The organism is Marinobacter sp. UBA2498, from assembly GCF_002341575.1.
GTDB classification, from domain to species: domain Bacteria; phylum Pseudomonadota; class Gammaproteobacteria; order Pseudomonadales; family Oleiphilaceae; genus Marinobacter; species Marinobacter manganoxydans.
The window spans coordinates 1-24506 of sequence record NZ_DDOI01000082.1 but is presented as its reverse complement, the minus strand read 5'-3'; the positions used below and the strand labels follow the sequence as shown (position 1 = coordinate 24506).

Below are 24506 nucleotides of genomic sequence, written 5' to 3'. Positions count from 1 at the left end.
GTTCGAGTATTTCCAGTTCACGGCCGGTGGGGAGACCCGAGGAAGCGAGATCGCTGTTTTCAAAGTAGCTGTCAGTACGGGTGTACTGGTCGAAGAAGAGGTTCTTGTTGGCCCACTGGAAGTCGAAACCATAGGCCAGCGCTTCACGAACCAGCGGGTCGGAAAACACCTTTCTGCGGGTGTTGAAGGCAAAACCCTGCATGCCTGAAGGCCGGTGATGCTCGATGGCTTCCTTGATGATCGTGCCGTTTTCGAAACGCTCCCCGGTGTAGGCTGTGGCCCAGTTCTTGGCAGAAGACTCCAACCGGAAATCGAAACTGCCGGCCTTGAACGCCTCCAGCGCCACGGTGTCATCGGTGTAGTAGTCGTAGGTGATCTGATCGAAGTTGAAGCGGCCATTCCGGACGCCAAGATCCTGTGCCCAGTAATCGTCAACCCGTTCGTAAGTAATCGACCGGCCTGCTTCGAAGTCACCAATCCGGTAGGGGCCACTGCCCAACGGCGGGTTGAGGCCATTCTTGCCAAATTCGCGATCGGCCCAGTAGTGTTGGGGCAAAATGGGCATCTGGCCGAGGATCAGCGGCAGCTCCCGATTGCTGGTTTCCTTGAAGTCAAAACGTACTCGCTGAGGGCTTTCTATCGTGACTGTTTCGACGTCAGCGTAGTAGTTCCGGAAGAAGGGGTGCCCCTGGGTAGTAAGCGTGTCGAAGGAGAATTTCACATCCTCAGCGGTAATGGCTTCGCCATCGTGGAACCGCGCCTGTTCACGGATATTGAAAACCACATAGCTCCGGTCTTCGGGTGTCTCCAGGGATTCGGCAATCAGGCCGTAGGCCGAAAAGGGCTCATCGTCAGACGACTCAAGGAGTGTGTCATACAGATAGTTGCTGATGCCCGCGGCGGCAACACCCCGGATATCAAAAGGATTGAATGAGTCGAAGCCGTTGGCAACAACCGCCATTTTCAGGGTGCCGCCTTTCGGGGCTTCCGGATTCACGTAATCGAAGTGGCTGAACCCGGCGGGGTATTTGGTGTCCCCGTGCATGGCAATGCCATGGGCTGGCATTGCCTCGTCGGCGACGGAAAAGGGTGAGATAAGCGGTGTGGCAATAAGTGCCAGGGCTGATAAAAACGACGTAAGGGATGAGGCTTTCCGTGTTCTTGTCATAAGTCTCGCACGTCAGGGACTGTTTCGGATATCAACGTAGAGTACCAGACTTTGCCCGGGTTGCAGATAACGGGCGGTATTCAGATCGTTCCAGCTTGCGATGTCCCGCACATTCACGGAAAACCTGCTGGCAATCCGGGCAAGGGAGTCGCCTTTGCGCACCCGGTAGCCTACTTTCCGAACCATAGCCTTGCCACGGCCACTGTTGGCTGCCACAACCGTCGGCTGACTGGTTTTGGACCAGATGACCAGTTCCTTGCCGGGTATCAGCGGATCGCCCGGCGCCATACCGTTCCAGGCAGCAACTTCACGTACGGACACCCGGTGCTCGCGGGCAATGTCCCAGAAGGTGTCGCCCTTGCGCACCGTGTAACGAACCTTGTTACCGTCCCGCTTACGCTCCTGTTTGCGCTCAAGGCGCTGGGAGGCGCTCAGGGCGTAAGCATCGCTGCCCTTGGAAGCAAAGGGAATCATCAGGCGCTGGCCAATTCGTATCAGGTCGCTGTCCAGATTGTTGACCTGCTGCAGCACTGACGGCGTTGTGGAGAACTTGCGGGAGATCGAATTGAGACTGTCTCCGGATTTGACTTCGTAGTTGCGCCAGGACACCCGTTGATTGGCTGGAATTTCAGCCAGGGCGGCACGGAACGTCTCCGCATTCCCAACCGGAACGAGCAACCGGTGAGGTCCATCCGGCGAAGTTGCCCAGCGGTTGTAGGAGGGGTTCAGGAGGTAGATCTCGTCGACATCTACTCCGGCCAGTTCTGCCGCCTGGGCAAGGTCGAGCTGGGAGCCGGTATCAACAACTTCGAAGTAGGGTTCGTCTTTCAGCGATGGCAGTTCGATGCCATAGGCCTCGGGATTGTCGAATATTTTCGCCAGAGCAATCAGTTTGGGGACGTAGTGTCTGGTCTCCCGGGGCAGGTGAAGAGACCAGAAGTCTGTCGGCTTGTTGGCGTTCCGGTTGCGGCGCATGGCGCTGGAAACCGTGCCGCCGCCGCTGTTGTAGGCGGCAAGGGCGAGCGTGTGGTCGCCATCAAACCGGTTTGCGAGGCGCTCGAGATAGGTCAGGGCAGCGTCGGTTGCGGCGATGACGTCACGACGGTCATCGTGCCACCAGCTCTGTGTCAGGCCAAAGTATTTGCCCGTGGAGGGAATGAATTGCCAGAGACCGGCCGCGCGCCCATGGGAGTACGCAAACGGATCGAACGCGCTTTCAACAACGGGGAGCAGAGCATATTCGGCAGGCAAGCCCCGCTTTTCGGTCTCGTTGACGATATAGTGAAGGTAGCGACTGCCGCGTTCCACAACCCGGTCAATGTAGCCGGGATGTCGGGCATACCAGTTCAACTGGTCCCGAACCCGTTCATTGTCGATATCGTGATCCAGAACAAATCCTGAGCGCAGTCTTGCCCACAGATCTTGCTCAACTGCCTCCGCCTCAGCGGTTTTCTGAACCGGATTGTCGAGCTTCTCCCGGGCATCCCTGGCAGCATCCTTCAATTCCGGAGCAATAGCTTCGTCCAGCGGCTCGTCGCGGGCAGCGTCACGGTTTTCTCCGGTCTCGACAGCTTTCTTGAGCCCTTCATCGCCCGCGGCGACCGTGACTTCCTGTGTGTTCAGCGGGCTTTGCTCTCCCTGGCTGATCAGGCTGGTGCAGCCACTTGCGAGGGCTCCGGCGAAAAACAAAAACGACAATCGTCTGGCCGACATAACAGCATCCGGGTTCAGGTTGAGGCCGGATTCAGCATCTGAAACTCCGGCATATTGAACAATTTACGGTCACAATTTTGAAATGATTCTATGGGACCGATTAAAAAGGGGTCAAGAAACCTCTCGTTACGGCTCTGAGAGGATTTGTTAAGTGCGTATCACCAGGCGTCAGAAATTATCCTTGCCGTGGCGAATGGCCGCAAAAATAGCGTTATCGGAATCGGCGGGCAGGCCGCGGCTTGAGCAATAGGCCCGGGCGGAGTCCACTACCGCCGGATCATCCCACCGCAGAAACGGATTGAGCCGTTTCTCGTTCTCGAGGATTGAAGGAACCGTCGGTTCTCCTGCATCGCGGGCGGCCTGACACTCCTGCTCGAACGTCCGGAGACCTTCGTCTTCCGGCAACCAGCTGCGGGCAAAGCGCAGGTTCGCGAGGGTGTACTCGTGGGCGCAGTAAACGGCGGTCTTGCCAGGCAGCGCCCGGAGGGTCTGAAGAGACTGACGCATCTGCTCCGGTGAGCCCTCGAACAGACGTCCGCATCCACAGACAAAAAGGGTATCGCCACAGAAGAGAACCGGCCGACCATTTACCTCGACGTCGGTGAAGTAGGCAATATGATCGAGAGTATGGCCGGGAACGCCCAGGACCTGGAAGGTGATATCTTCCCAGATCACCTCGTCACCGGGATGAACCAGGTTGGTACTGCCTTTGTAGGGCGAATCCGCGGGGCCCGTTACCCTGCAATCCGGAAAACGGGAGAGCAATTCTTTGACACCGCCGACATGGTCCGGATGATGGTGGGTCACCAGAATGGTATCCAGGGTCAGTCCGTTCTCGGCCAGATGGTCCAGGACCGGTTGGGCCTGGCCCGGGTCCACGATCAGCGCCTTGTCGCTGGCGGTGTCGGAAAGGCACCAGATATAGTTGTCACTGAAGGCGGGTATGGCGGAAATGGTCAGCATAGGGCCCCACATGTGCTTATCGAATGTGACTGATATGATAGAGCATTAAATACAAGGCCCCAACCATGGGAAAGGGCTTCCTGGAGTGGCGCATTGGTGAGTGAATCCGAGGCAGTTGATTATTCCGCCAGACATGAGAGCTTTGAGCGCTGGTTCCAGACCCCGCTTGGTCGGGCACTGTTGGCCGACCAGAGACGCTTTGTCGACGCCGAGCTACAGCGTCTGACAGGCGCCAGGCAGTTGCAGGTGGGGATCAGCCATCGGCTGCCATTGGCTACCGGCACGGATTTTTCCCAGAAGATCATGACAGCGCCAAGATGGTATCCCCATATTCCGGATGGAGTCGCCATCTGCGATGCCGACGAGCTGGCCTTTCCCGGTGACTCGATGGATCTTGTCGTGCTGCATCACACGGCCGATTTCTCTCCTTACCCTCACCAGGTGATTCGCGAGGCGGCGCGCGTGCTCCGGGGAGAGGGCACGATGGCGCTGTTTGGTTTTAACCCTCTGAGCCTCTGGGGCGCGCGCAAACTGATCTCCAGGAGCAGCGAGGGCCCGTGGGGCGGTCGCTTCCTCTTGCGCGGACGCATGGAAGACTGGCTGCACTTGCTGGGCTTTAATGTCGAAGCGTCGATTACCCGGTTTTTCAGGCCACCACTGCAGCGCAGTGGTCGCAAGCCGACGAGCCGGATTGACAACCGTTTGTCCGGAAATCGACTCCTGCCAGTAGGCGCCTATTACTGTATCCTTGCCAAAAAACGCGTCCACGCCCGGTTGCCAAGGCGCCCCGTCTGGCGCCAAAGCAAGGTGATTGCCCTGCCGGGCACCGGTACCGTTGGCGCCTCCCGAGGTTGCAGCCGCAGTGGCTCGCCGATTAACAGACCGAAGTGAATCACCGAAAATTAAATCAGGAGGCTGAATGGCCGGCAAGGTAACCCTCTATACGGATGGCGCCTGCAAAGGCAACCCCGGGCCCGGCGGCTGGGGCGTGGTTTTGCGCTATGGCGACAATCGAAAGACCCTGCACGGCGGGGAGGCGAATACCACGAACAACCGCATGGAATTAATGGCAGCCATCCGTGGTCTGGAGGCCCTGAAGCGCCCGTGCGAGGTGGAGCTGTTTACGGATTCGCAGTACGTGCGCAAAGGCATTACGGAATGGATGGCAGGCTGGAAGCGGAACGGCTGGAAGACCTCCGCGAAAAAGCCCGTGAAGAACGAAGATCTCTGGCGCGAGCTGGATGCCGAAGTGGCCCGGCACCAGATTAACTGGCACTGGGTAAAAGGGCACTCTGGTGTTCCTGACAATGAACTGGCGGATGAACTGGCCAATCGCGGTGTCGACGAGCTTTCCGGCGCATAGATTCAGAGCGCATAAATACAGTTAACCAGGTACAGGCAATGAGACAGATCGTACTGGATACAGAAACCACGGGTATCGACCCGGCAGAAGGTCACCGGATCATCGAGATCGGTTGTGTTGAATTGATGGAGCGCCAGCTCACCGGCCGCAACTACCATGTCTATATCAACCCGGACCGGGAAGTAGAGGCTGAGGCGATCACTGTTCACGGCATCACCAACGAGTTCCTTGCCGACAAACCCCGTTTCGCGGAAATCGCCGATGAGTTCTTCGAGTTCATCAAGGGCGCCGAGCTGGTTATCCATAACGCTGCGTTCGACGTCGGCTTCATGGACTCGGAATTCGCCCGTCTCAAGCCGGTACGGAAAACCGCGGACCACTGCGGAATCGTGGACTCGCTCGCTATCGCAAGGGCCCGTCACCCGGGGCAGAAGAACAACCTTGATGCGCTCTGCAAGCGCTACGGTGTGGACAACAGCAACCGTGACCTCCACGGCGCGTTGCTGGATGCGGAGATCCTGGCCGATGTTTACCTCCTGCTTACCGGTGGCCAGACCGCGCTGTCACTGGATGCCGGATCCGAGAACGGTGGCGGTAACGGCGGAATTCGAAGGCTGCCTGCTGACAGAGCGCCCCTGTCGGTGGTTCGTGCCTCCAGTTCAGAGGCCGAAGCCCACGAAGAGTTCATGTCCCTGCTCGAAAAACAGGCGGGCGAAACTGTGTGGGGTAAACTCCAGAGCCCGGAATGAGAACTGGGTCGGGCTGTACCAAATGTTACATTCCGCCTTTCTTGAGGTACTTGAGTTTTATGTTATAAGTAATGATAAGTTCGCCAGTTTTTTGCGAACTGGCTTTGGCCGGAAAAGGGGTTAGCCGGCCCAGAACAAAAAGGCCTGGTACGCGACAGCCGGACCAGTGACCACCAAAGAGGATGCGGTAGTCTCCGCAACATTAACGGGAAGCGTTTATGGTTCAGTCGTCTCTCGCGACGAAATCGCAGTCGTTTGATCTGGTCAAAAGTGAAATAGAGCAGACCATCAAGCAGGCAGAATCCAGCCTTGAACGCTTTCAGGAAAACCGCGAAAGGGGTGAGGATCTCCAGAACTGTGTTGATTTCATCAACCAGTTGCGGGGCATTTTTATTCTGGTGGAGCTGCGGGGCGGAACCCTGCTGTGCCAGGAAGCAGTAACTATGGCCAACGACGTTCCCGTTGGCGCTAATGACGACAAAAACATCCTCCTTACTACCCTCAATAGCGCTCTGTTCATTCTTCGGCGCTATGTCGAGTACTATCATCAGCAGCGGGAAGATCATCCCGAGCTGTTGCTTCCCGTGATCAATGACCTCCGAGAGGCCCGCCGGGAAAAACCCTATCCCGAATCCTGTTTTTTTGATGTCGATGTCAAAGAGAGGCCGGATTTTTGTGCCGGTTTGTCATTGCAGCCGTTTGAAGGCAATGAGGCGGATTACGAAGTCATGGCGCGTCGCATGCGCCTGACCTTCCAGGTTGCGCTTTTGGGAATTCTTCGCGACCGGAACGATGTGGTAAACAAGAAATTGATTGGCCGCGCTTCGAGAGGACTTGCCCGCCTTTGCCAGGGCGCACCTATGGGGCAGATGTGGTGCCTTGTCGGCATTGTTGCGGACACCATGCTTGATCGCGCTATGGTCTTTAACAAGGCCCGCAAGCGCATGTTCATGCGGATCGAGAAGTACGCCCGGGAAGTGGTGTACGTGGGCAAGGTTGCCACGGGTAAAGACGCGCCGGATTCGCTGATTCGGGATCTGGTCTATCTGCTGTACCGCAGCGGGTCTGCTAACCCTGAAGTTACCGAGGTGTTATCCGCTTACCATCTCGCGCCGGCGGATTTTCCGGATTCCATGCTGGAAGCCCATGCGAGCAGGTTGTACGGTCCTGGCAGTGATGTCCTTAAATCCCTTTCGGAAGCCCTTCAGGATGAACTGAACCAGTTGAAGGACAAGCTGGACATCATTGAACGCGGTATCGAGCCGGATCTGGCGGAGCTGTCTTCGATTGCCGATGCCCTCGAACGACTGGCCAACACTTTGGTGATGCTTGACCTGAACAAGCTGGCGGGCGTTTCAAGAGAAGAGGCGAGCAAGCTTCGGGGTTGGGAAGCAGAATCTCGCTTGCCCGGTGATGATGAACTGTATCGACTCGCCGATTCCGTCCTGGGAATCGAAGACGCCGTCATGCAGATCGTGACCCGCGGCATCACGTCGGAAACCGACGCGTTGGCCGGTGGTGAACGCAAGCGGGAGGAGTCTGTCTACCTCCGTGAGGCGCTCTATGTCGTGGCTGACGAAGCCCGTGGGGCATTGACCCTGGCAAAGCGTGCAATCACCGCTTTTATCGAATCCGACTACGACAAACTGCATCTTGCCAATCTGCCTGCAACCCTGCACAGCATCTGGGGTGGCCTGCAAATGGTGAATGATCCCGGAGCCGCCGGGGTTCTTGAGCGGGTTGCGGCTTCAATCCAGGAGCGCTTGCTGGATGCGAAGGAAGCGCCAGCCGCCCAGGTGCTCGAGGCGCTGGCGGACGCTCTGACTTCGCTGGAGTACTACATCGAGAGTATTGGCAAAAGCGAAGACCGCAACGTAGATCTACTGAAACTGGCTGAATCGTCGCTGGACGATGTAGGTTTGTAGTTCCATGTCCCACACGCTCGCTATCATTGTACTGGCCGCTGCCGGCGCTGTGATGGTTATAGCGGGCCTGCTGTTTTTCAGGCACCCCCGATGGTTGCTCACCTGGATTAAAGGAACGGCGGTTTTCGGTGTCATTCTGGCCGGTTTATATGTCCTCGTGATTGCGGTAAATCTGAGCAGCTATCATTCACTGGTAGGCTTGCAGACCGCGGCAAGCATCTCCACCCAGAGACAGGCCGAACAGATCTGGCAGGTTTCCCTTCAGAGTCAGGATGGGTTGTCTGTGGTGAGAACGCTGCAGGGCGATCAATGGCAGATTGACGCCAGGATTCTCCGTTTTACCGGCCCCTTCCGTTGGCTTGATATCGCTCCCGGTTACCGGCTCGAGCAATTGAGTGGGCGTTACACGTCGCTTGAGCAGGAGAGGTCGGCTCCGAGGACTTCCATAGGCCTCGCTGAAGGCATCTGGCCTGATCTCTGGCAGTGGGACCGTCAATTCAACTTGCCGTTTGTGGAGGCCGTGGACGGAAGCATGACGTTCATGCCAATGCGGGATGGGGCTGTTTTCGAGGTAAAGCTATCCTCTTCGGGTCTGGTTGCTGTTCCGGTAAACGAGCAGGCGAGGGAAGCCGTGCAGTTCTGGAATCAATAGATTCTCGGGCATAAAAAAAGCCTGCGTCGAGACGCAGGCTTTTTTGTGCTTGACGGGGGGCAATCAGCCCATCTTGAACAGTTCGCCCAATTTGGTTGCCAGCATCATATCGCCTTCGGCGCGCAGTTGACCTGCCATGAATGCCTGCATGCCGTCGGTCTCGCCTGAAACGATGCCCTGCAGGGTTTCGGAGTTCATGATCAGGGTAACGGATGGATCGTCATGGGCGCCTTCGTGCATTTTGCAGGTGCCGTCATTAATAACGAGGTGGTAGGTCTTGTCGTCCTCGATGTCGAACTGGAATACCAGGTCCAGGCCTTGAGCTGCGTCTGCGTTGAAATTCTGTTCGAGTTGTTCAAATACCTGAGCTACAGACATTGTTTTACCCTTTTGATGGTTGTCTAGTCATGATCACGACGGCTTGATGTCCCTGGCTGCACGAGCCTGATCGGGTGCCCGGGTAGAGCCGACCTCGCAATCCGACTTTATGGTGAGTGGTCGGCCCTGTCAAGATCGATCGAACGCTTGTTTTAATTTTTTTGCTCTCCTTATCACCATAAATTCGGTAAGTTACACTCTTGTTCCCGCACACTGAGTTGGAGAAGCACTTTGGAGTTCCTGACAGAATACGGTTTGTTTTTGGCCAAGATCGTTACTTTCGTGGTGGCGGCCCTGGTAGTGATCTCTGTCATCATGTCCGCGGCCCAGAAGGATCGGGGCGATCATGAGGGCGAGGGAGAACTCAAGATCCGGAAACTCAACGAGAAATACGAAAAGCTGCGTGAATCGATTCAGTCACGGCTGATGTCTGATCACCAAAGAAAGGTGTTCCAGAAGGCCCGGAAAAAGGCTCAGAAGGCGGAGAAGAAAGCGGCCAAGGCCGCGAAGAATACCGATGAGCAGGATGACAGTCGTGGTCGCGTCTATGTTCTGGATTTCGACGGCGATATCAAAGCCAGCGACACAGATCCGCTTCGCAGGGCAATTACTGCGGTGCTGAGTATTGCCGATCCGGAAAAAGACGAAGTGGTTATCCGCCTCGAAAGCGGTGGTGGGCTGGTTCATTCCTATGGCCTTGCGGCCGCCCAGCTGGACCGGATTCGTAGCAAGGGTCTTCGCCTCACCGCCTGCGTTGACAAGGTGGCGGCCAGTGGAGGCTACATGATGGCCTGCGTCGCAGACAGGATCGTTGCTTCGCCCTTTGCCATCCTGGGCTCGATCGGTGTGGTTGCCCAGCTTCCGAATTTCCATCGTTTCCTCAAGAAGAACGACGTGGACTTCGAGGTGCTCACCGCTGGAGAGCACAAACGCACCATGACTATATTTGGTGAAAACACCGATAAAGGCCGACAGAAATTTCTGGAAGATCTTGAAGACACTCACGGTCTTTTCAAAGAGTATGTCAGCGAACGCCGGCCGGACCTGGACATTGCAGCCGTTGCCAATGGAGATATCTGGTTCGGCAAGCGAGCGCTCGAAGTGAAACTGATCGACGAGATCAAGACCTCCGACGAATATCTCATTGAAGCCTGCGACCGGGCAGACGTAGTCTCAGTGGCATATCAGCGCAAGCGGACCCTTCCGGAAAAACTCGGATTGGCCACCAGTTCGGCGCTTGAACACACTGTCTGGAAAGTCCTGGGCGCCTTCCGCAACCAGAAGTTCCAGTAGACCACCGAAAGCGGAGAAGAATGATGACCACCAATTCCGAATTCAAGGCCTGGCGCGTTGAAGAGCAGAACGGCGAGTATGTCGGTGCGGAGAAATCTTTGAGTACTGCGGACCTTCCTGATGGTGACGTCCTGATACGGGTAAGCCACTCTTCTCTCAACTACAAGGATGCGCTGTCGGCTTCCGGCAATAAGGGCGTTACCCGTTCCTTTCCCCATACCCCGGGTATTGATGCAGCAGGAGAGGTCGTCGATTCCGCCACTGGCAACCCCTCGAACGGCAGTCCGGTTATCGTGACCGGGTACGACCTGGGCATGAATACAGACGGCGGTTTTGGCGAATACATCCGCGTACCTGCCGCCTGGTGTGTTCCCATGCCGGAAGGATGGAACGCTCGTACCGCTATGATCTATGGCACCGCCGGCCTCACCGCCGGTCTCTGTGTTCAGAAGCTTCTGACTATGGGCGCCAAGCCGGAGCAGGGCAAAGTCGCTGTTTCAGGAGCCTCCGGTGCCGTTGGCACCGTTGCGGTGGAACTGCTTGCCAAACTTGGGTTCGACGTCGTCGCCATAAGCGGCAAGGCCGACCATGCAGACGATCTCAAAGCTCTTGGGGCTAAAGAAGTTGTGGGTCGTGAAACCCTGGCCGAGGATAAGAAACCCCTCGTTAAACCGGCATTTGCGAACGCTGTCGATACGGTGGGTGGTAGCCCATTGGCCGAACTGCTCAAGCAGATCAAGCCTGGTGGCTCAGTATCCTGTTGTGGTCTCGTAGCCGGTCCGGGCCTTCAGACCACCGTGCTGCCGTTTATCCTGCGAGGCGTGAATCTGCTGGGTGTCGATTCGGTAGAGATTCCCCTGCCAGAGAAAGAAGCGGTATGGAAGAAATTCGCCGGGGAGTGGGCGTGTCCGAAGACCGAAGCGTCTGCCCGGGATATCGGTCGCAGTGAGCTGGATGGGGCGCTGAAGGCGTTCTTGAAAGGTGAATCAGCCGGCAAGATTGTCCTGGATCACTCTAAATAAGAAGCGACTCCAACCGATAAGATGGAATAGAAGAGAGGGAAAAGCCCCTCTCTTCGTACTCTAAAGCTTCATAACTAGGAGGCCCGACGCCGGAACAGCGGGATCTCCGTATCGGTCGCGGCCTGGTAGCCCTGGCTGAAGAAGTTCAGGCACCGCGCAGCTTTGTTGATGTCCTTGTCAGCCCGAAGGACATAAGCATCGAATCCGCAGCGCTTCATGAACTGCAGCTGATCCAGCAACACGTCTCCAATCGCCCGAAGCTCATTCTTGTAGCCGAAACGTTCACGCAGTAGCCGGCCAATGCTGTAACCACGCCCGTCACTGAACTTCGGAAAATTCACAGCAATTACCGGCAGTTCGTTCACCCGACCGTCCAGAATCTCCGGCTCGTCGTGGCTGTCGAACCACACGCCAATCTCCTGCCGTCCGGTAAAATGCTCATAGCCTGCCAGCCAGAGATCCGCAGGGATTAACGCCGGCTGGTCGGCCGGAATATCCAGCGATTCGCCCTCGGCGGGGCGGGGCACCACTACCCAGTTGTCCTGGCGGATGCTGCCATCCGGAGAAATAACGTTAGGCATAAACCCGCTCCTTGAATGGATCAATTCCTACGCGGCGATAGGTGTCGAGGAAGGTTTCCTCTTCCGTGCGCTTGTCCACGTAGACATCAATGATCTTTGAAATCACCTTGGGCATCTCATCCCGTGCAAAGGAAGGCCCCAGAATCTTGCCGATTGAGGCATCATGATGGGACGACCCGCCCAGACTGATTTGATAGAACTCCTGGCCTTTCTTGTCGACACCGAGAACACCAATGTTGCCGACGTGGTGGTGGCCGCAGGCATTCATGCAGCCGGAAATGTTCAGATCGATATTGCCCAGGTCGTACAGATAATCCAGATCATCGAACTGCCGCTGGATGGCCTCGGCCACCGGGATGGACTTGGCATTGGCCAGGGCGCAGTAATCACCGCCGGGGCAGCAGATAACATCAGTCAGGGTGTTCAGGTTCGCGGTACCGAAACCCATGGGCGTAATCGCCTGCCACAGTTCAAACAGCCGATCCTGGCGCACATCGGCCAGCACCACGTTCTGTTGGTGAGTGACCCGGATTTCACCGAAGCTGAACTCGTCTGCCAGATCGGCAATCTGTTCAAGCTGCTTGTCACTGACATCGCCAGGAGGAGTGCCGGTTTTCTTCATCGTCAGGGAGACGATGGCATAGCCTGCCTTCTTGTGGGTGTCCACGTTGTGGGTCAGCCACTGGTCAAAGCCCCGGTTCTCAAACCGCTGGCTGGCCAGCAGGTCCGTGGCATTGTCGATAGCTGCGTAATCCGGTTCGGTAAAGTAGCCCTGGATACGTTGAATCGCCTCGGGCGTCAGCCGGGTCGGGGATTCCTTGATATGCTGCCACTCTGCTTCCACCTTTTCAGCAAAGCCCTCAGGGGTCAGAGCCTTCACCAGAATCTTGATCCGGGCCTTGAACTTGTTGTCGCGCCGACCGTATCGGTTATAGACGCGAAGCACGGCCTCCAGGTAGGTCAACAGATCCAGTTCCGGCAGGAAATCGCGAATTACCGGCCCGACCATGGGCGTACGGCCAAGACCACCGCCCACGTGTACCCGGAAACCGAGATCGCCGGCCTCGTTGCGTACCATCTGAAGCCCGATGTCGTGCACCTGGATGGCGGCTCGATCGGTTTGCTCGGACGCGTTTACGGCAACCTTGAATTTCCGCGGCAGGAAGGCAAATTCCGGATGGAACGTGGACCACTGGCGAATGATTTCGCAGTAGGGCCGCGGATCCGCAATCTCGTCCGACTGAACACCGGAGAACTGGTCTGTGGTGGTATTACGAATGCAGTTGCCGCTGGTCTGGTTGGCGTGCATTTCCACTTCAGCGAGTTCTGCAAGAATGTCGGGAACGTCTTCCAGCGCCGGCCAGTTAAGCTGCACATTTTGGCGAGTGGTGAAGTGCGCATAGCCTTTGTCGTAGTCCCGGGTGATTCGCGCAAGCCGGCGAAGCTGGTCTGAGCGCATCATGCCGTAAGGAACACAGATCCTGAGCATGGGGGCAAGACGCTGAACGTACAGGCCGTTCTGCAGGCGAAGGGGAAGAAACTCGTCTTCAGCCAATTCTCCGGCCAGCGCTCTTTCTGTCTGCTCACGGAACTGGGCAACCCTCTCGGCAGCCATTTGCCGATCGTGTTCATCATATACGTACATAGTGGGAAGATCCTGCTTGAAAGCGACATATCCAGGCCGACGGCCTTATATCTGACGGGAAGGATAACAGCGGGTTTTTATTCTTAAAATGATTATTTCAAAATATGTTTATCGACTCAGGCGATAAGCAGAAGGAACAAGGGACTGGACGAATATCAATTAACTGCTTAACTTGGAGGATGACGTTAGCAGTGTGCGCTGCTGCCGTGATAACAAGAAAAACACGAGACAAAAACTCGGAAAGAGGAACAGACATGAAAAAGACCGCACGTTCTGACAGTCAGGCCGATGCCGTTGCCGCAGTTCTGCTGGTGGTTCTTGCCGTGGCTTTCGCGGTGGTCTGGGTAGCTGGCCAGTAGTCTACTGGCTCGCCAGGACCAGATTTACAATAACGATCAGGCCTACAACAAAGCTGGCTGTGAACAGAATGCCGGCAATGATGTAAGGCCAGGGGCTATGGCTTGAAAAGTCCTCTTCCCGGCGCTTGTCGGACTGAACTCCGAACGCGCCTGCGAGTATGCTTTGCATGACTTTCAATACGCCAGGTCCACGCGGCTTTTTTTCGTCCCGTTTTTCCGCTTCTGAAGATTCAGTCATACATCCGCCCCTGATCTGTGCTTCACCCGAAGCTTACTCTGCCGGATCGTACGCCAGGCTTGGCGCAAGCCAGCGTTCTGCCTCGGCCTTGGAAATGCCTTTGCGTTCAGCATAGTCCTCAACCTGGTCAGCGCCAATTTTCCCTACCGCAAAATACTTGGATTCCGGATGCGCAAAGTACCAGCCGGAGACGGCAGCGGTCGGGAACATGGCAAAGTGCTCGGTCAACTCAATGCCTGCAGTATCAGTGGCCTCAAGCAAATTGAACAAGGTTGCCTTCTCCGTGTGGTCCGGGCACGCCGGGTAGCCGGGTGCCGGACGTATTCCGCGGTACCTTTCCTTGATCAGGTCATCGTTGGCCAGCTTTTCATCAGCGGCATAGCCCCAGAACTCCTGGCGAACCCGCTCGTGCATCCGCTCGGCGAAAGCTTCTGCCAGGCGGTCGGCCAACGCCTTCACCATAATCGCGTTATAGTCGTCGTTGGCATCTTTGAACTCTACCGAGAATTCTTCTGCACCAATGCCGGTGGTGACCGCGAAACCGCCCACGTAGTCCACCGTCCCGGAGCCTTCAGGCGCGACAAAATCCGACAGCGCCATCATGGGTTTGCCCGGTGCCTTTTCATCCTGCTGACGGAGGTGGTGCAGAGTAGTCAGCTCCTCGGTGCAGGATTCGTCCGTGTAAAGCACAACATCGTCACCGCGGCGGTTGGCTGGCCAGAAACCGATGACGCCACGGGCAGAGACCCGCTTTTCATCAATCATCCGGTGCAGAATCTTCTGGGCATCGTCAAAGAGGTGGCGGGCAGCCTCGCCACGCTTCGGGTCATCAAAAATGGCCGGGTACTTGCCAGAAATATCCCAGGACATGAAGAACGGCGTCCAGTCGATGTAGTCCACCAGCTCGTTGAGGTCATATTCCTCGAACACCCGGATGCCGGTGAAAGCCGGCTTTGGAGGCTGGTAGCCTTCGAAGGAGATGTCGGGGGCGCGATCACGAGCTTCCTTCAGGGAAACCAGCTTGGTGCGGTCACCCCGGTTCTTGCGGCGCTCGCGGATTTCGTCATATTCAGTTCGGGCGGCTTCCACAAACTCGGGCTTCGCATTCTTGCTCAGAAGCTGGGATGCGACGTTCACGCAGCGGGATGCGTCCGACACGTACAGCGCGATGTCGTTCTTGTACTGGGGCTCGATTTTTACCGCGGTATGCGCCTTGGAAGTTGTTGCGCCACCGATCATCAGCGGAATGTTGAAATCGAGTCGTTGCATCTCGCGAGCCACGTGGACCATTTCGTCCAGAGACGGTGTAATCAGACCGCTCAGACCAATAAGGTCGACATCGTGTTCTTTTGCAGCAGCGAGGATCTTGTCGCAGGGCACCATCACACCCAGGTCAATCACCTCATAGTTGTTGCATTGCAGGACCACTCCCACGATGTTCTTGCCGATATCATGGACATCGCCCTTTACCGTGGCCATCAGGATCTTGCCCTTGGCTTTCTGGTCTTCCGTTTTCTCCGCTTCGATGTAGGGAATCAGGTGTGCAACAGCCTGTTTCATGACGCGGGCGCTTTTGACCACCTGGGGCAGGAACATCTTGCCATCGCCGAAGAGGTCTCCGACCACGTTCATGCCATCCATCAATGGGCCTTCAATGACCTCAATGGGATGTGTGGCTCTCTGGCGGCAGGCTTCGGTATCGTCCACGATATAGGTGGTAATGCCTTTGACCAGTGCATGTTCCAGGCGCTTCTCCACCGGCCATTCACGCCAGGCCAGGTCTTCCTCCTGGGTTTTGCCGCCTTTGCCTTTGTAGCGTTCGGCGATCTCAAGGAGCCGGTCGGTGGAATCATCACGGCGGTTCAGGACAACATCTTCCACCAGCTCTTTGAGCTCCGGATCGATTTCATCGTAGATCACCAGTTGGCCGGGGTTCACGATGCCCATGTTCATCCCCGCCTTGATGGCGTGGTAGAGGAACACCGAGTGGATGGCTTCACGGACTACATCATTGCCGCGGAACGAGAAGGACACGTTGCTCACGCCGCCGGAAATTGAGGCGTGGGGCAGGTTTTCCCGAATCCAGCGGGTGGCGTTGATGAAATCCACCGCGTAGTTGTTGTGTTCCTCGATGCCTGTGGCAATGGCAAAGATGTTCGGATCAAAAATGATATCCGCCGGGTTGAAGCCGATGCCGGTCAACACGTCGTAAGAGCGCTTGCAGATCTCGGTCTTGCGCTCGTAGGTGTCTGCCTGGCCCTGTTCGTCAAAGGCCATTACCACCACGGCGGCGCCATAGCGCATGCAATCTCTGGCGCGCTTGACGAACTCCTCTTCGCCTTCCTTGAGACTGATGGAGTTCACAACCGCCTTGCCCTGGATGCAGCGCAATCCTGCTTCGATCACATCCCACTTGGAGGAGTCGATCATGATCGGCACCCGGGAGATATCCGGCTCGGAGGCGACGAGGTTCAGGAAGGTGACCATCACCTCTTTCGACTCCAGCATGCCCTCATCCATGTTGATGTCGATGATCTGGGCACCGTTTTCCACCTGATCACGGGCGACGCTGAGGGCCTCTTCGTATTGCTCTTCCTTGATCAGACGCAGGAAGCGCTTGGAGCCGGTGACGTTGGTCCGCTCACCCACGTTGATAAACAGAACATTGTCGTCGCCCGTGAACGGCTCAAGGCCAGAAAGACGCAACGCTTTCGGGCGTTCGGGAATCTTCCGGGGCGGGTACTTGGACACCGCCTGGGCGATGGCTTCGATGTGATCCGGCCGGGAGCCACAGCAGCCACCGATGATGTTCAGAAAACCGTCACGGGCGAAGCCTTCGATGATCTCGGCCATTTCCTCGGGTGTCTGATCGTATTCACCAAACTCGTTGGGAAGGCCGGCATTCGGGTGGGCGCTGACATAGGTTTCCGCCTTTGCAGACAGCTCTTCCACATAAGGTCGCAGGGCGTCGGCCCCCAGTGCGCAGTTCAGGCCAACGGATATGGGTTTGGCGTGGGCCACCGAATTCCAGAAAGCCTCGGTGGTCTGACCGGAAAGGGTTCGGCCGGAGGCATCGGTAATGGTGCCGGAAATCATGATCGGCAGGGTGATGCCGCTGTCCTCAAAATACTGCTGAGTGGCGTAGATCGCCGCTTTCGCGTTCAGCGTATCGAAAATGGTTTCAATCAGGATCAGGTCGCAGCCGCCTTCGACCAGGCCTCCTACCGCTTCGTAGTAGTTATCGACCAGGGTCTGGAAATCGACATTGCGGTAGCCCGGGTTATTGACATCCGGTGAGATGGAGGCGGTCCGCGATGTCGGCCCGACGGCACCGGCAACAAATCGCGGCTTTTCCGGGTTTTTCGCGGTGTACTCATCCGCGATCTGCCGGGCCAGTTCGGCTGCGGCCACGTTCAGTTCCCTGGCAATCGCTTCCAGCCCATAGTCCGCCTGGGAAAGCTGGGTGGAGTTAAAGGTGTTGGTCTCGATAATGTCTGCGCCGGCGTCCAGGTAGTCCGCGTGGATGTTGCGGAGCAGGGCGGGCTGGGTCAGGTTCAGCAGGTCATTATTGCCCTGAACTTCCCGCTCGTAGTCGGCAAACCGATCGCCACGGAACGCCTTCTCGTCCAGCTTGAGATTCTGGATCATGGTGCCCATGCCGCCATCAAGGATCACGATGCGTTCCTGCAGGGCCTTGTGGAGCTGGTCGAGACGGGTGGTGCGATCGGTCATAGGTTTACTTCCGGATGTCGTTAAAAACGCGGTATTAAAATCAATGGCGCTGGATCATAGCAAAATTGCCCGAGCCCGTCTTAGTACGAATGACGATTATCAATTGCCTACTGCAAATACCTGCCAATACGGGAAATTCATTACCTTCGTAAAGCCCGACTATTTTACTTGGTCTTTCATGTTCCCGCGAACTCCCTTAAAATGAATCCAAATTTTCAAACGGGTTGAAAACATGGCTCAGGTTACTGTGACAGATCCCGCTCGGGATTATCTTGCACAACTTATCGAAAAACAGGACGTGGAAGGCATGGGCGTACGTATCTTCGTGACCCAGCCCGGCACCAAAAACGCCGAAACCTGTCTGGCCTACTGCCCGCCTAACGAAGTAGTACCGACGGACGAGCAGGTAGATCTGGACAAGTTCATCCTGTATCTGGACCACAATTCCGTGCCCTTCCTCGAAGAGGCCTACGTGGATTACTCCAAGGACCAGATGGGTGGGCAGCTCACCATCAAGGCACCAAACGCAAAAGTGCCCAAGATTGATGACGACGCACCTCTGCCGGATCGGGTGAACTACATACTCGCTTCCGAGATCAATCCGAATCTGGCCGCCCATGGCGGCGAGGTGTCCCTTGTGGAGATCGTCGACGAATCCGTGGCCGTGCTGCGTTTCGGTGGCGGTTGCCAGGGTTGCTCGGCAGTCAGCCTGACCCTGAAGCAGGGCGTGGAATCAACCTTGAAAGAGCGGGTTCCGGAAATCACTGCAGTGCGTGATGTGACCGACCACTCCTACACCGAAAACGCCTACTACCAGTAAGTCCTTCCTGCCCGGTTTGCCGCGCCCTGCGGGGCGCGGCATCTATTCGGCCTGCCGCATTACCGCTTTCGCCATGGCTGCTCGGCCAATGTTGTGACATTTCAATTACTTCATCATTTGTCGCATACACAGCAACTGCAGGCAGGTACTATCCTGTCTGTCCGTTAACGGCATTATCACCGCCTAAAAACGGATTACACTCTTCTACCGGGGTCAAACTTGTTCGACGTTGCGCTTCTGTCAGTGCCTCTTATGGCGGCTGTTGTTGGTTGGCTGACCAACTGGCTGGCCATCCAGATGTCCTTCTATCCGGTGCAGTTCATCGGGGTGGGGCTGATAGGGTGGCAGGGCGTTATTCCCCGCAAAGCGGAAAAGATGGCGCATATCTGCATCGACAGGACGCTTCGGCAGTTCGGCGACCTCAACGCTGTCTACCAGAAGCTTGAACCGCAGCGCATCGTTGAGCAGGTGATTTCCCAGGTGACCCCGCGGATGGATGAGTACATCGATGAGGTTATGTACGAAATCCAGCCGGTCCTTTGGGACAACCTTCCGTTATTTGTCAGAAACCGGATTTATCAGTGGGCCCGTGAACAGCTGCCCTCCAGGGTAGAGGAGCTGGTGGAGGACTTTGGTGACGATCTGGACGAGTTGGTCGACCTCAAGGCTCTGCTCAGTCGCGAACTCGAAAAACATCCGGACATGATGAACCGGATTTTCCAGCAAGCCGGTGCGGTGGAGCTTCAGTCTGTGATCAACCGAGGTGCGGTTATCGGAGGCATTCTTGGCGCTCTCCTTGTGCCCTTATGGACCCGCTATCCGGAGACCTGGCTGCTGCCGCTGGGCGGCTTCGTGGTCGGTTTCGTGACCAACTGGATTGCCATCAACCTGATTTTCGCGCCGCTCAAGCCCCGACGAATCCTGTTTTGGAAGGTTCAGGGTTTGTTTTTGCGCAGGCAGCCAGAAATCAGTGATGTCTGGGCCAGGCTGGTGGCGGAGGAACTGATTACTGTAGAGAAGGTTGCCGACGCCATGATCAACGGCAGCCACGGTGACAGAACCCGTGCGATTATCCAGAAACACCTTCGCCCCTTACTGGACAACTCTGTCATCATGAAGCTGACGGCGCAGGTCACCGTTGGTATGACGGGTTACACCGAGCTCAAGAAAGCCATGAACCAGAAGGCGGTACTGGCTACGCGTGACGTGTTCAGTGACCCGGCTTTTAACCGTGAGCGGGCACCTGTGGTAGCCGAAGTTCTGTCCGGCCAGATGAAAGCGCTGAAACCCGATGAATTCCAGGACATCCTGCGCCCTGCGTTCCGGGAAGAAGAGGTCCAGTTGATGATTGTGGGCGGTATTTTTGGTGCCCTGGCAGGGTTACTCCAGTTCGTTTCCCTGAACTATCTGAATTTCTAGCCGGAATGAATCCCGTTATCGGGAGTACAAGGAGGAAGGCCATGCCTTTTTGGCTAACACTGACAATCCAGATTCTTGCAACCGTTGGCGCCGTGCTTGTCACTCTCTGGGGGTTCTGGCGTTTCGTGGTCCGTCCATACCTCGATGCCAGGGTGGCGGAACTGATTGAGGCCGGCCGGGAAATCGAACCGGCGGTGACTCGCGGTGTAAAAAAGGGTGTGGCAGATACCATCCGGGAACTGCCAGAAAGCGCCCTTGACGGCACCGTTAAAGAATCGACCCGCCAGTTCCTGAAATTTGGCTCTGGCCTGTTTGAGCACGGCCTGAGCAGCTTCCTTGGCAGTGCAGCGGACCTGGAACGCAACAGGCAGAAGGACGGCGCTGCCTCAAAGGACTCTAAAGACAGTTAGTTGGCCTTGGCAGCCCCGCAATCCTGCAGGCGGTCTTTGCAGGGGTGCCGGGAAACAGCTGCATCAGGTAGATGCTGTTCCCCTTATCCTCGCCGAGCGCTTCTTTGACCGCCTTCACAAACAGGCGATTAGAGGGTGGCGACATTTCATGCTCTTTATAAAAAGATCTAAGAAACTTTATGATTTCCCAGTGTTTTTCTGTGAGATCCACGTCGTCCTCGGCAGCGATGGCCGTCGCGACACCTTCGGTCCACGTCTGGGCGTCTTCAAGAAAGCCTTCGTTGTTTCGTTGTGGCATTGCATTACTGACCATGGTTTACCAACTGATTACCCGTTGTGCCTGCAATGAAAGCGTTACCATCTCCGCAAAGTCCACAGAACTGACGTTGCCGCTCAGATCTCCCAGTCCGCGCGCCTCGACGTCCGGAATGAGCGCAAAGACCTTGCTGGCGCCCGGCAGAAGGTTCCCGCGTGCCAGCAACAGCACGCCGTTGCCGGTCAGAAGAAGGCCGTCTTCTGCAGACATCATTTCAACGCACCGCGCGGCCCGGGGATGATCGGGGGATTTGTTCAATATGTGCAATGTCTGGATGTCAGTCATCTGAGCTAACCTGCAAATGCGGTGTGGTCATAGTCAGTGAGGAGATCGGCATCAGCATCTACCAGGGTGACGCCTTCAATCAGCGAATGCTCATCGAGGCCGTAGGCAATACAGGCAGCCCGATCAGCCAGGATCGCGTCCATGCCGAATATCGGTGCTGCAGCGAGATTCTTCTCCACAGACTTCTGTTCAATGCCTCCGGCGTGCTGAGTCTGTCTCAGCCAGTTAACGCCAGGCCCGGTGAATAGCAGGGATGCCGACTGGTCGAAGGCTGCCAGCGAAAACGCCATATCCAGTGCTTCCCGTCCGGTCCACGCGCCGTAGGGAGGCTGGTCAATCATGATCAGTGTGGTCATGGTCAGTCTCCAGCGTGGAAATAAAGCGTGCGCGTGGATTTGATTCGCCCCTCGACCCATTCTCCGAGGCCAGCGATTTCAAACGGGGCCCGAAGATTGGCCGAAGGCAATTCATAGCGTTTCTGTTCGGTTTCGTTGACGAGGCCACGACGCAGCGCGGAGGCAATGCATGCCACACCGGGAATCTTGTGCTGAGTCAGAAACCGGGACCATTCGTCTGGCCAGTGGATTTCGTCAGACGGCGGCGCGCAGAGCGCAGAGGCCAAATGGACCCCGTCACCGTAGAGGAACACCCGGTCAATCTGATGGCCAGCATCTACCGCTGCCTTCGCAAAGCCGAGAGCAGTCTGGGGCGCCTGAGACGAGTAGGGCGCGCCAGTAATTACCAGGGTAAAGGTTTCGGACATGGTTCCTGTTCGTTATAAGTCTGCAAGACAATGACTTTCAGTTTACCGAAAGCAAAAACCCCGGCAACTGCCGGGGTTTCGAAGCGGCTGATTCAGCCTGGTATCAATCTTCGCCACTGAACGCAGACAGCAGGTGCAGCAGGCTGACGAACAGGTTGTAGATGGATACATACAGACCAACAGTGGCGATGACGTAGTTACGCTCACCACCCTTGATGATCTGGCTGGTCTCGAACAGGATCATGATCGAAGCAAAGATCGTGAAGCCGGCGGACACTGCCAGATGCAGAACAGAGCTCTCCATCAGGAAGGCCAGAAGCATGGCACCGATCAGTACAAACGCACCAGCGGTCAGGAAGCTGGACATGAAGCTGAAGTCTTTCTTGGTGATGATGGCCGTGGCAGACAGACCAACAAACGCAACTGCGGTCAGTGTCAGCGCCTGGGCGACAATCGAGGAAGCGCCGGCAGCTACGAAGGCGCCAATGATCGGACCCAGGGTGTATCCCATGAACCCGGTCAGGGCGAAGGTAGTCACGATGCCCCAGGGGCTGTTTTTCAACTTATAGGTTGCGAACAGCAGCCCAATGTATCCCACGATGGTGATCAGGAAGCCCGGGTGGGTTCCGTTCATGTTCAGGAATGCTGTCAGCGCCGAAAAGGCGAGTGTCATGCCAAGCAGCATATAGGTGTTGCGCAACACCTTCATCGCATCATCGCTGATGCCTGTGGTCGCGCGCTCCGTCTGGGGAGTCGAATAGGCTCCCTGAGAGTTCTGAACGCCGAATCGTCTGTCTTCCATTGTCATCTCCGTTTATAACGACTGGATACTGGTTCCCATAATAGTGTCAGATACGCAACTTTCAATCATTTACGACAGGAAACCGTCTTCCGGATTCCATTAAAAACCGTTAATGTTGAAAAATGCGGCGGGTTTTATGCAGAGCGTTGACAGCACAGGCAATTCCGGTATCATGCTCACCGCTGTCGCAATGACGGCGAATGGAAAAACCGGTGGGCTGGCAGAGTGGCTGAATGCAGCGGTCTTGAAAACCGCCGAAGGTTAGTAGCCTTCCCGGGGTTCTTATCTGAGGCCAGTAGTCGATGCACATTGTTTGAGTGAGAAATTCACCGTAATTTTCCAAAATTTTAAGGTGGGCTGGCAGAGTGGCTTAATGCAGCGGTCTTGAAAACCGCCGTACGTTAGTAGCGTACCCGGGGTTCGAATCCCTGGCCCACCGCCATTTTATTGTTAAAAAACAAAGACTTAGGGTAACTCCTGGGTCTTTTTTTTTGCCTTGAATTAATTAGTGAATTCTGGAATGTGTTCCTGTGCATCTCGTGGGATGCACCTTGTGCAAGCATCTCTTAAAAATCCCCAGAACCCTCTCGCCTTAGATGCATGTTATAAAAATTCGAGCAAACCTTTCACCAAATCCTCGCTAACTCTGCTTGTGAGCTAACGCAGCGTTAGTGTAGTGGTCAACTAATCCCGGACAGTATTTTAAGGTTTTCCTCTGCTGCAACGGGAGGAATGCCACCGTTGAACGTATGAGGTCTTTGCCGGTTGTAGTAGTCCATCAGATAGCCACCAACATCTTTTTTGGCCTCAGGCAGATTCCGATATCCCAGGGCCGGTACCCACTCAGATTTCAGACTTCGGAACAGCCTCTCCATCGGGGCATTGTCCCAGCAATTGCCACGCCGGCTCATGCTTTGGGTCATTCGATAGCGCCAGAGCCTCTGACGGAACTTACGACTGGCATACTGACTTCCCTGATCCGAGTGGAACATAACTTTCTCTGGCTGACCGCGCTGTTCCCAGGCGTGGTCCAGAGCTCTGACGACCAGATCGGCATCTGGGCTGGAGGACATCGCCCAACCGACAACACGCCGGGCATATAGGTCCAGCACAACCGCCAGATAACTCCACCGTTGGCCACTCCAGATGTAGGTGATATCACCACACCAGACCTGGTTAGGCCGTTCTACTGCAAACTCCCGGTCCAGATGGTTCGGGATATCCGGTCGTTCAACGGTGGCCTGTTTGTAGGCATGAGGGGCTGGTTGCTTACAGATCAGCCCCAGCTCGCTCATCAGTCGTCGTACTTTGAAGCGACCGACGACAACGCCTTCCTCGCTGAGCAAGCCTTTGATTGTTCGGCTGCCGGCAGAACTGCGGCTTTTGGTAAACAGGCGGTTTACCTGAGCCTTCAGGGCCAGGCGTTCTACATCCACACGGTGCCGCCGTTGGCGGTACTCGTAATAGCTGGAACGACTGACTTCAAACGCTTCACAGACCAGTTCAATTGACTCCTGCTCCCCCAACCGGTCTATCAGCGCGTACGATTCATCTCGTCCGACATCAAGAGAGCTGTAGCCTTTTTTAATATCTCCTTCTCCCGCTCCAGGCGATTGCAGCGGGCTTCCAGCTCCTGAATCCGGCGTTGTTCCGGGGTTAAGGCCTTAGCCTTCGGGGTGACACCGTCACGCTCCTCGGCCAGTTGGTTAACCCAGCGCCGAATAGCGCTTTCACCGACTCCCAGGGACACACTGGCCTGCGAAATCGTGTAACCTTGATCCAGCACCAGGCTGGCTGCTTCCTGTTTGAACTCAGGAGAAAAAGAACGTCGCTTTCTGGTCATCAGACACCTCGTTTATGGTGGCGATCTTACCACCTACGTTGGTGTCCGGAATCATTGAACCACTACA

Annotated in this window: 23 protein-coding genes, 1 tRNA gene and 1 pseudogene; 11 read left to right on the top strand and 14 right to left on the bottom strand. The window is 56.1% G+C overall.

Translation table 11 applies throughout. The features are described 5' to 3' along the window. The 3 genes and pseudogenes from B2W52_RS11260 to gloB form a co-directional block, all read right to left on the bottom strand. Positions 1 to 997: pseudogene (locus B2W52_RS11260) on the bottom strand (extracellular solute-binding protein); the annotation flags it as partial. Positions 998 to 1180: 183 nt separating this feature from the next. Further along, the gene (locus B2W52_RS11255; protein WP_008171711.1) at positions 1181 to 2881 is read right to left on the bottom strand and encodes a LysM peptidoglycan-binding domain-containing protein; all 1701 of its coding nucleotides are present in this window, start codon (positions 2879 to 2881) and stop codon (positions 1181 to 1183) included. A 168-nt stretch (positions 2882 to 3049) separates the two neighbouring features. Then, positions 3050 to 3844, bottom strand: coding sequence for a hydroxyacylglutathione hydrolase (gene gloB, locus B2W52_RS11250; protein WP_008171709.1), 795 nt, complete (start codon positions 3842 to 3844; stop codon positions 3050 to 3052). Positions 3845 to 3940: 96 nt separating this feature from the next. Between gloB and B2W52_RS11245 the strand changes: the two genes are divergently transcribed. From B2W52_RS11245 to B2W52_RS11225, 5 genes are all read left to right on the top strand, one after another. Further along, on the top strand, positions 3941 to 4735 hold the full coding sequence (locus tag B2W52_RS11245; RefSeq protein WP_014577168.1) for a class I SAM-dependent methyltransferase: 795 nt from the start codon (positions 3941 to 3943) through the stop codon (positions 4733 to 4735). A gap of 28 nt (positions 4736 to 4763) precedes the next feature. Next, the gene (gene rnhA, locus B2W52_RS11240; protein WP_008171705.1) at positions 4764 to 5207 is read left to right on the top strand and encodes a ribonuclease HI; all 444 of its coding nucleotides are present in this window, start codon (positions 4764 to 4766) and stop codon (positions 5205 to 5207) included. Between the two features lie 38 nt (positions 5208 to 5245). Beyond that, positions 5246 to 5956, top strand: coding sequence for a DNA polymerase III subunit epsilon (gene dnaQ / locus B2W52_RS11235; RefSeq protein ID WP_008171703.1), 711 nt, complete (start codon positions 5246 to 5248; stop codon positions 5954 to 5956). Between the two features lie 218 nt (positions 5957 to 6174). Further along, on the top strand, positions 6175 to 7881 hold the full coding sequence (locus B2W52_RS11230) for a FimL-related protein (RefSeq protein WP_008171700.1): 1707 nt from the start codon (positions 6175 to 6177) through the stop codon (positions 7879 to 7881). Positions 7882 to 7885: 4 nt separating this feature from the next. Next, positions 7886 to 8533, top strand: a complete 648-nt coding sequence (locus B2W52_RS11225) for a hypothetical protein (RefSeq protein WP_008171698.1) — start codon at positions 7886 to 7888, stop codon at positions 8531 to 8533. Positions 8534 to 8596: 63 nt separating this feature from the next. Here the strand turns inward: B2W52_RS11225 and B2W52_RS11220 are convergent, their stop codons facing one another. Continuing rightward, entirely contained in the window at positions 8597 to 8911 is a 315-nt protein-coding gene (locus B2W52_RS11220; RefSeq protein WP_008171697.1) for an SCP2 sterol-binding domain-containing protein, read from the bottom strand. 231 nt (positions 8912 to 9142) lie between these two features. On the opposite strand from B2W52_RS11220, the gene sohB reads away from it, so the two are divergent. Next, positions 9143 to 10204 carry a protease SohB gene (gene sohB / locus B2W52_RS11215; RefSeq protein WP_008171694.1) on the top strand — a complete coding sequence of 354 codons (1062 nt, stop codon included), beginning with the start codon at positions 9143 to 9145 and terminating at the stop codon, positions 10202 to 10204. 23 nt (positions 10205 to 10227) lie between these two features. Beyond that, positions 10228 to 11226, top strand: coding sequence for a YhdH/YhfP family quinone oxidoreductase (locus B2W52_RS11210; RefSeq protein ID WP_008171691.1), 999 nt, complete (start codon positions 10228 to 10230; stop codon positions 11224 to 11226). A 74-nt stretch (positions 11227 to 11300) separates the two neighbouring features. Here the strand turns inward: B2W52_RS11210 and B2W52_RS11205 are convergent, their stop codons facing one another. The 4 genes from B2W52_RS11205 to metH form a co-directional block, all read right to left on the bottom strand. After that, positions 11301 to 11807, bottom strand: coding sequence for a DUF934 domain-containing protein (locus tag B2W52_RS11205; RefSeq protein WP_008171689.1), 507 nt, complete (start codon positions 11805 to 11807; stop codon positions 11301 to 11303). Beyond that, complete coding sequence (locus tag B2W52_RS11200) at positions 11800 to 13452, bottom strand: nitrite/sulfite reductase (RefSeq protein ID WP_273069898.1); 1653 nt, start codon at positions 13450 to 13452, stop codon at positions 11800 to 11802. Before B2W52_RS11200 ends, B2W52_RS11205 begins: the two co-directional genes overlap by 8 nt. A 360-nt stretch (positions 13453 to 13812) precedes the next feature. Then, entirely contained in the window at positions 13813 to 14049 is a 237-nt protein-coding gene (locus B2W52_RS11195) for a DUF2970 domain-containing protein (protein ID WP_008171686.1), read from the bottom strand. A gap of 33 nt (positions 14050 to 14082) precedes the next feature. Beyond that, the gene (gene metH / locus B2W52_RS11190; RefSeq protein WP_008171685.1) at positions 14083 to 17781 is read right to left on the bottom strand and encodes a methionine synthase; all 3699 of its coding nucleotides are present in this window, start codon (positions 17779 to 17781) and stop codon (positions 14083 to 14085) included. 232 nt (positions 17782 to 18013) lie between these two features. Between metH and nfuA the strand changes: the two genes are divergently transcribed. The 3 genes from nfuA (at position 18014) to B2W52_RS11175 (ending at position 20430) form a co-directional block, all read left to right on the top strand. After that, positions 18014 to 18601: a Fe-S biogenesis protein NfuA gene (gene nfuA / locus B2W52_RS11185; protein ID WP_008171684.1), complete on the top strand. Its 588-nt coding sequence runs from the start codon at positions 18014 to 18016 to the stop codon at positions 18599 to 18601. A 219-nt stretch (positions 18602 to 18820) separates the two neighbouring features. Next, positions 18821 to 20020, top strand: coding sequence for a DUF445 domain-containing protein (locus tag B2W52_RS11180; RefSeq protein ID WP_273069900.1), 1200 nt, complete (start codon positions 18821 to 18823; stop codon positions 20018 to 20020). 41 nt (positions 20021 to 20061) lie between these two features. Then, complete coding sequence (locus B2W52_RS11175) at positions 20062 to 20430, top strand: hypothetical protein (RefSeq protein ID WP_273069902.1); 369 nt, start codon at positions 20062 to 20064, stop codon at positions 20428 to 20430. Here the strand turns inward: B2W52_RS11175 and B2W52_RS11170 are convergent. The 5 genes from B2W52_RS11170 to B2W52_RS11150 form a co-directional block, all read right to left on the bottom strand. After that, positions 20417 to 20743: a TusE/DsrC/DsvC family sulfur relay protein gene (locus tag B2W52_RS11170; protein ID WP_008171680.1), complete on the bottom strand. Its 327-nt coding sequence runs from the start codon at positions 20741 to 20743 to the stop codon at positions 20417 to 20419. The genes B2W52_RS11175 and B2W52_RS11170 overlap by 14 nt on opposite strands. A 3-nt stretch (positions 20744 to 20746) precedes the next feature. After that, positions 20747 to 21031, bottom strand: a complete 285-nt coding sequence (tusB, locus tag B2W52_RS11165) for a sulfurtransferase complex subunit TusB (protein ID WP_008171678.1) — start codon at positions 21029 to 21031, stop codon at positions 20747 to 20749. A gap of 5 nt (positions 21032 to 21036) precedes the next feature. Continuing rightward, complete coding sequence (locus B2W52_RS11160) at positions 21037 to 21387, bottom strand: DsrE family protein (RefSeq protein WP_008171676.1); 351 nt, start codon at positions 21385 to 21387, stop codon at positions 21037 to 21039. Between the two features lie 2 nt (positions 21388 to 21389). Next, entirely contained in the window at positions 21390 to 21794 is a 405-nt protein-coding gene (gene tusD, locus B2W52_RS11155) for a sulfurtransferase complex subunit TusD (RefSeq protein ID WP_273069904.1), read from the bottom strand. Between the two features lie 103 nt (positions 21795 to 21897). Then, complete coding sequence (locus B2W52_RS11150) at positions 21898 to 22596, bottom strand: Bax inhibitor-1/YccA family protein (protein WP_014577154.1); 699 nt, start codon at positions 22594 to 22596, stop codon at positions 21898 to 21900. Positions 22597 to 22947: 351 nt separating this feature from the next. Between B2W52_RS11150 and B2W52_RS11145 the strand changes: the two genes are divergently transcribed. Continuing rightward, a tRNA-Ser gene (locus tag B2W52_RS11145) sits at positions 22948 to 23038 on the top strand. Between the two features lie 238 nt (positions 23039 to 23276). Here the strand turns inward: B2W52_RS11145 and B2W52_RS11140 are convergent. Beyond that, positions 23277 to 24439, bottom strand: a protein-coding gene (locus B2W52_RS11140; protein WP_286803054.1) for an IS3 family transposase whose coding sequence is annotated in 2 segments (ribosomal slippage) — positions 23277 to 24184 and positions 24184 to 24439 — 1164 coding nt in all. Because the reading frame shifts where the segments join, the coding sequence is not laid out codon by codon here. Between the last annotated feature and the right edge of the window lie 67 nt (positions 24440 to 24506).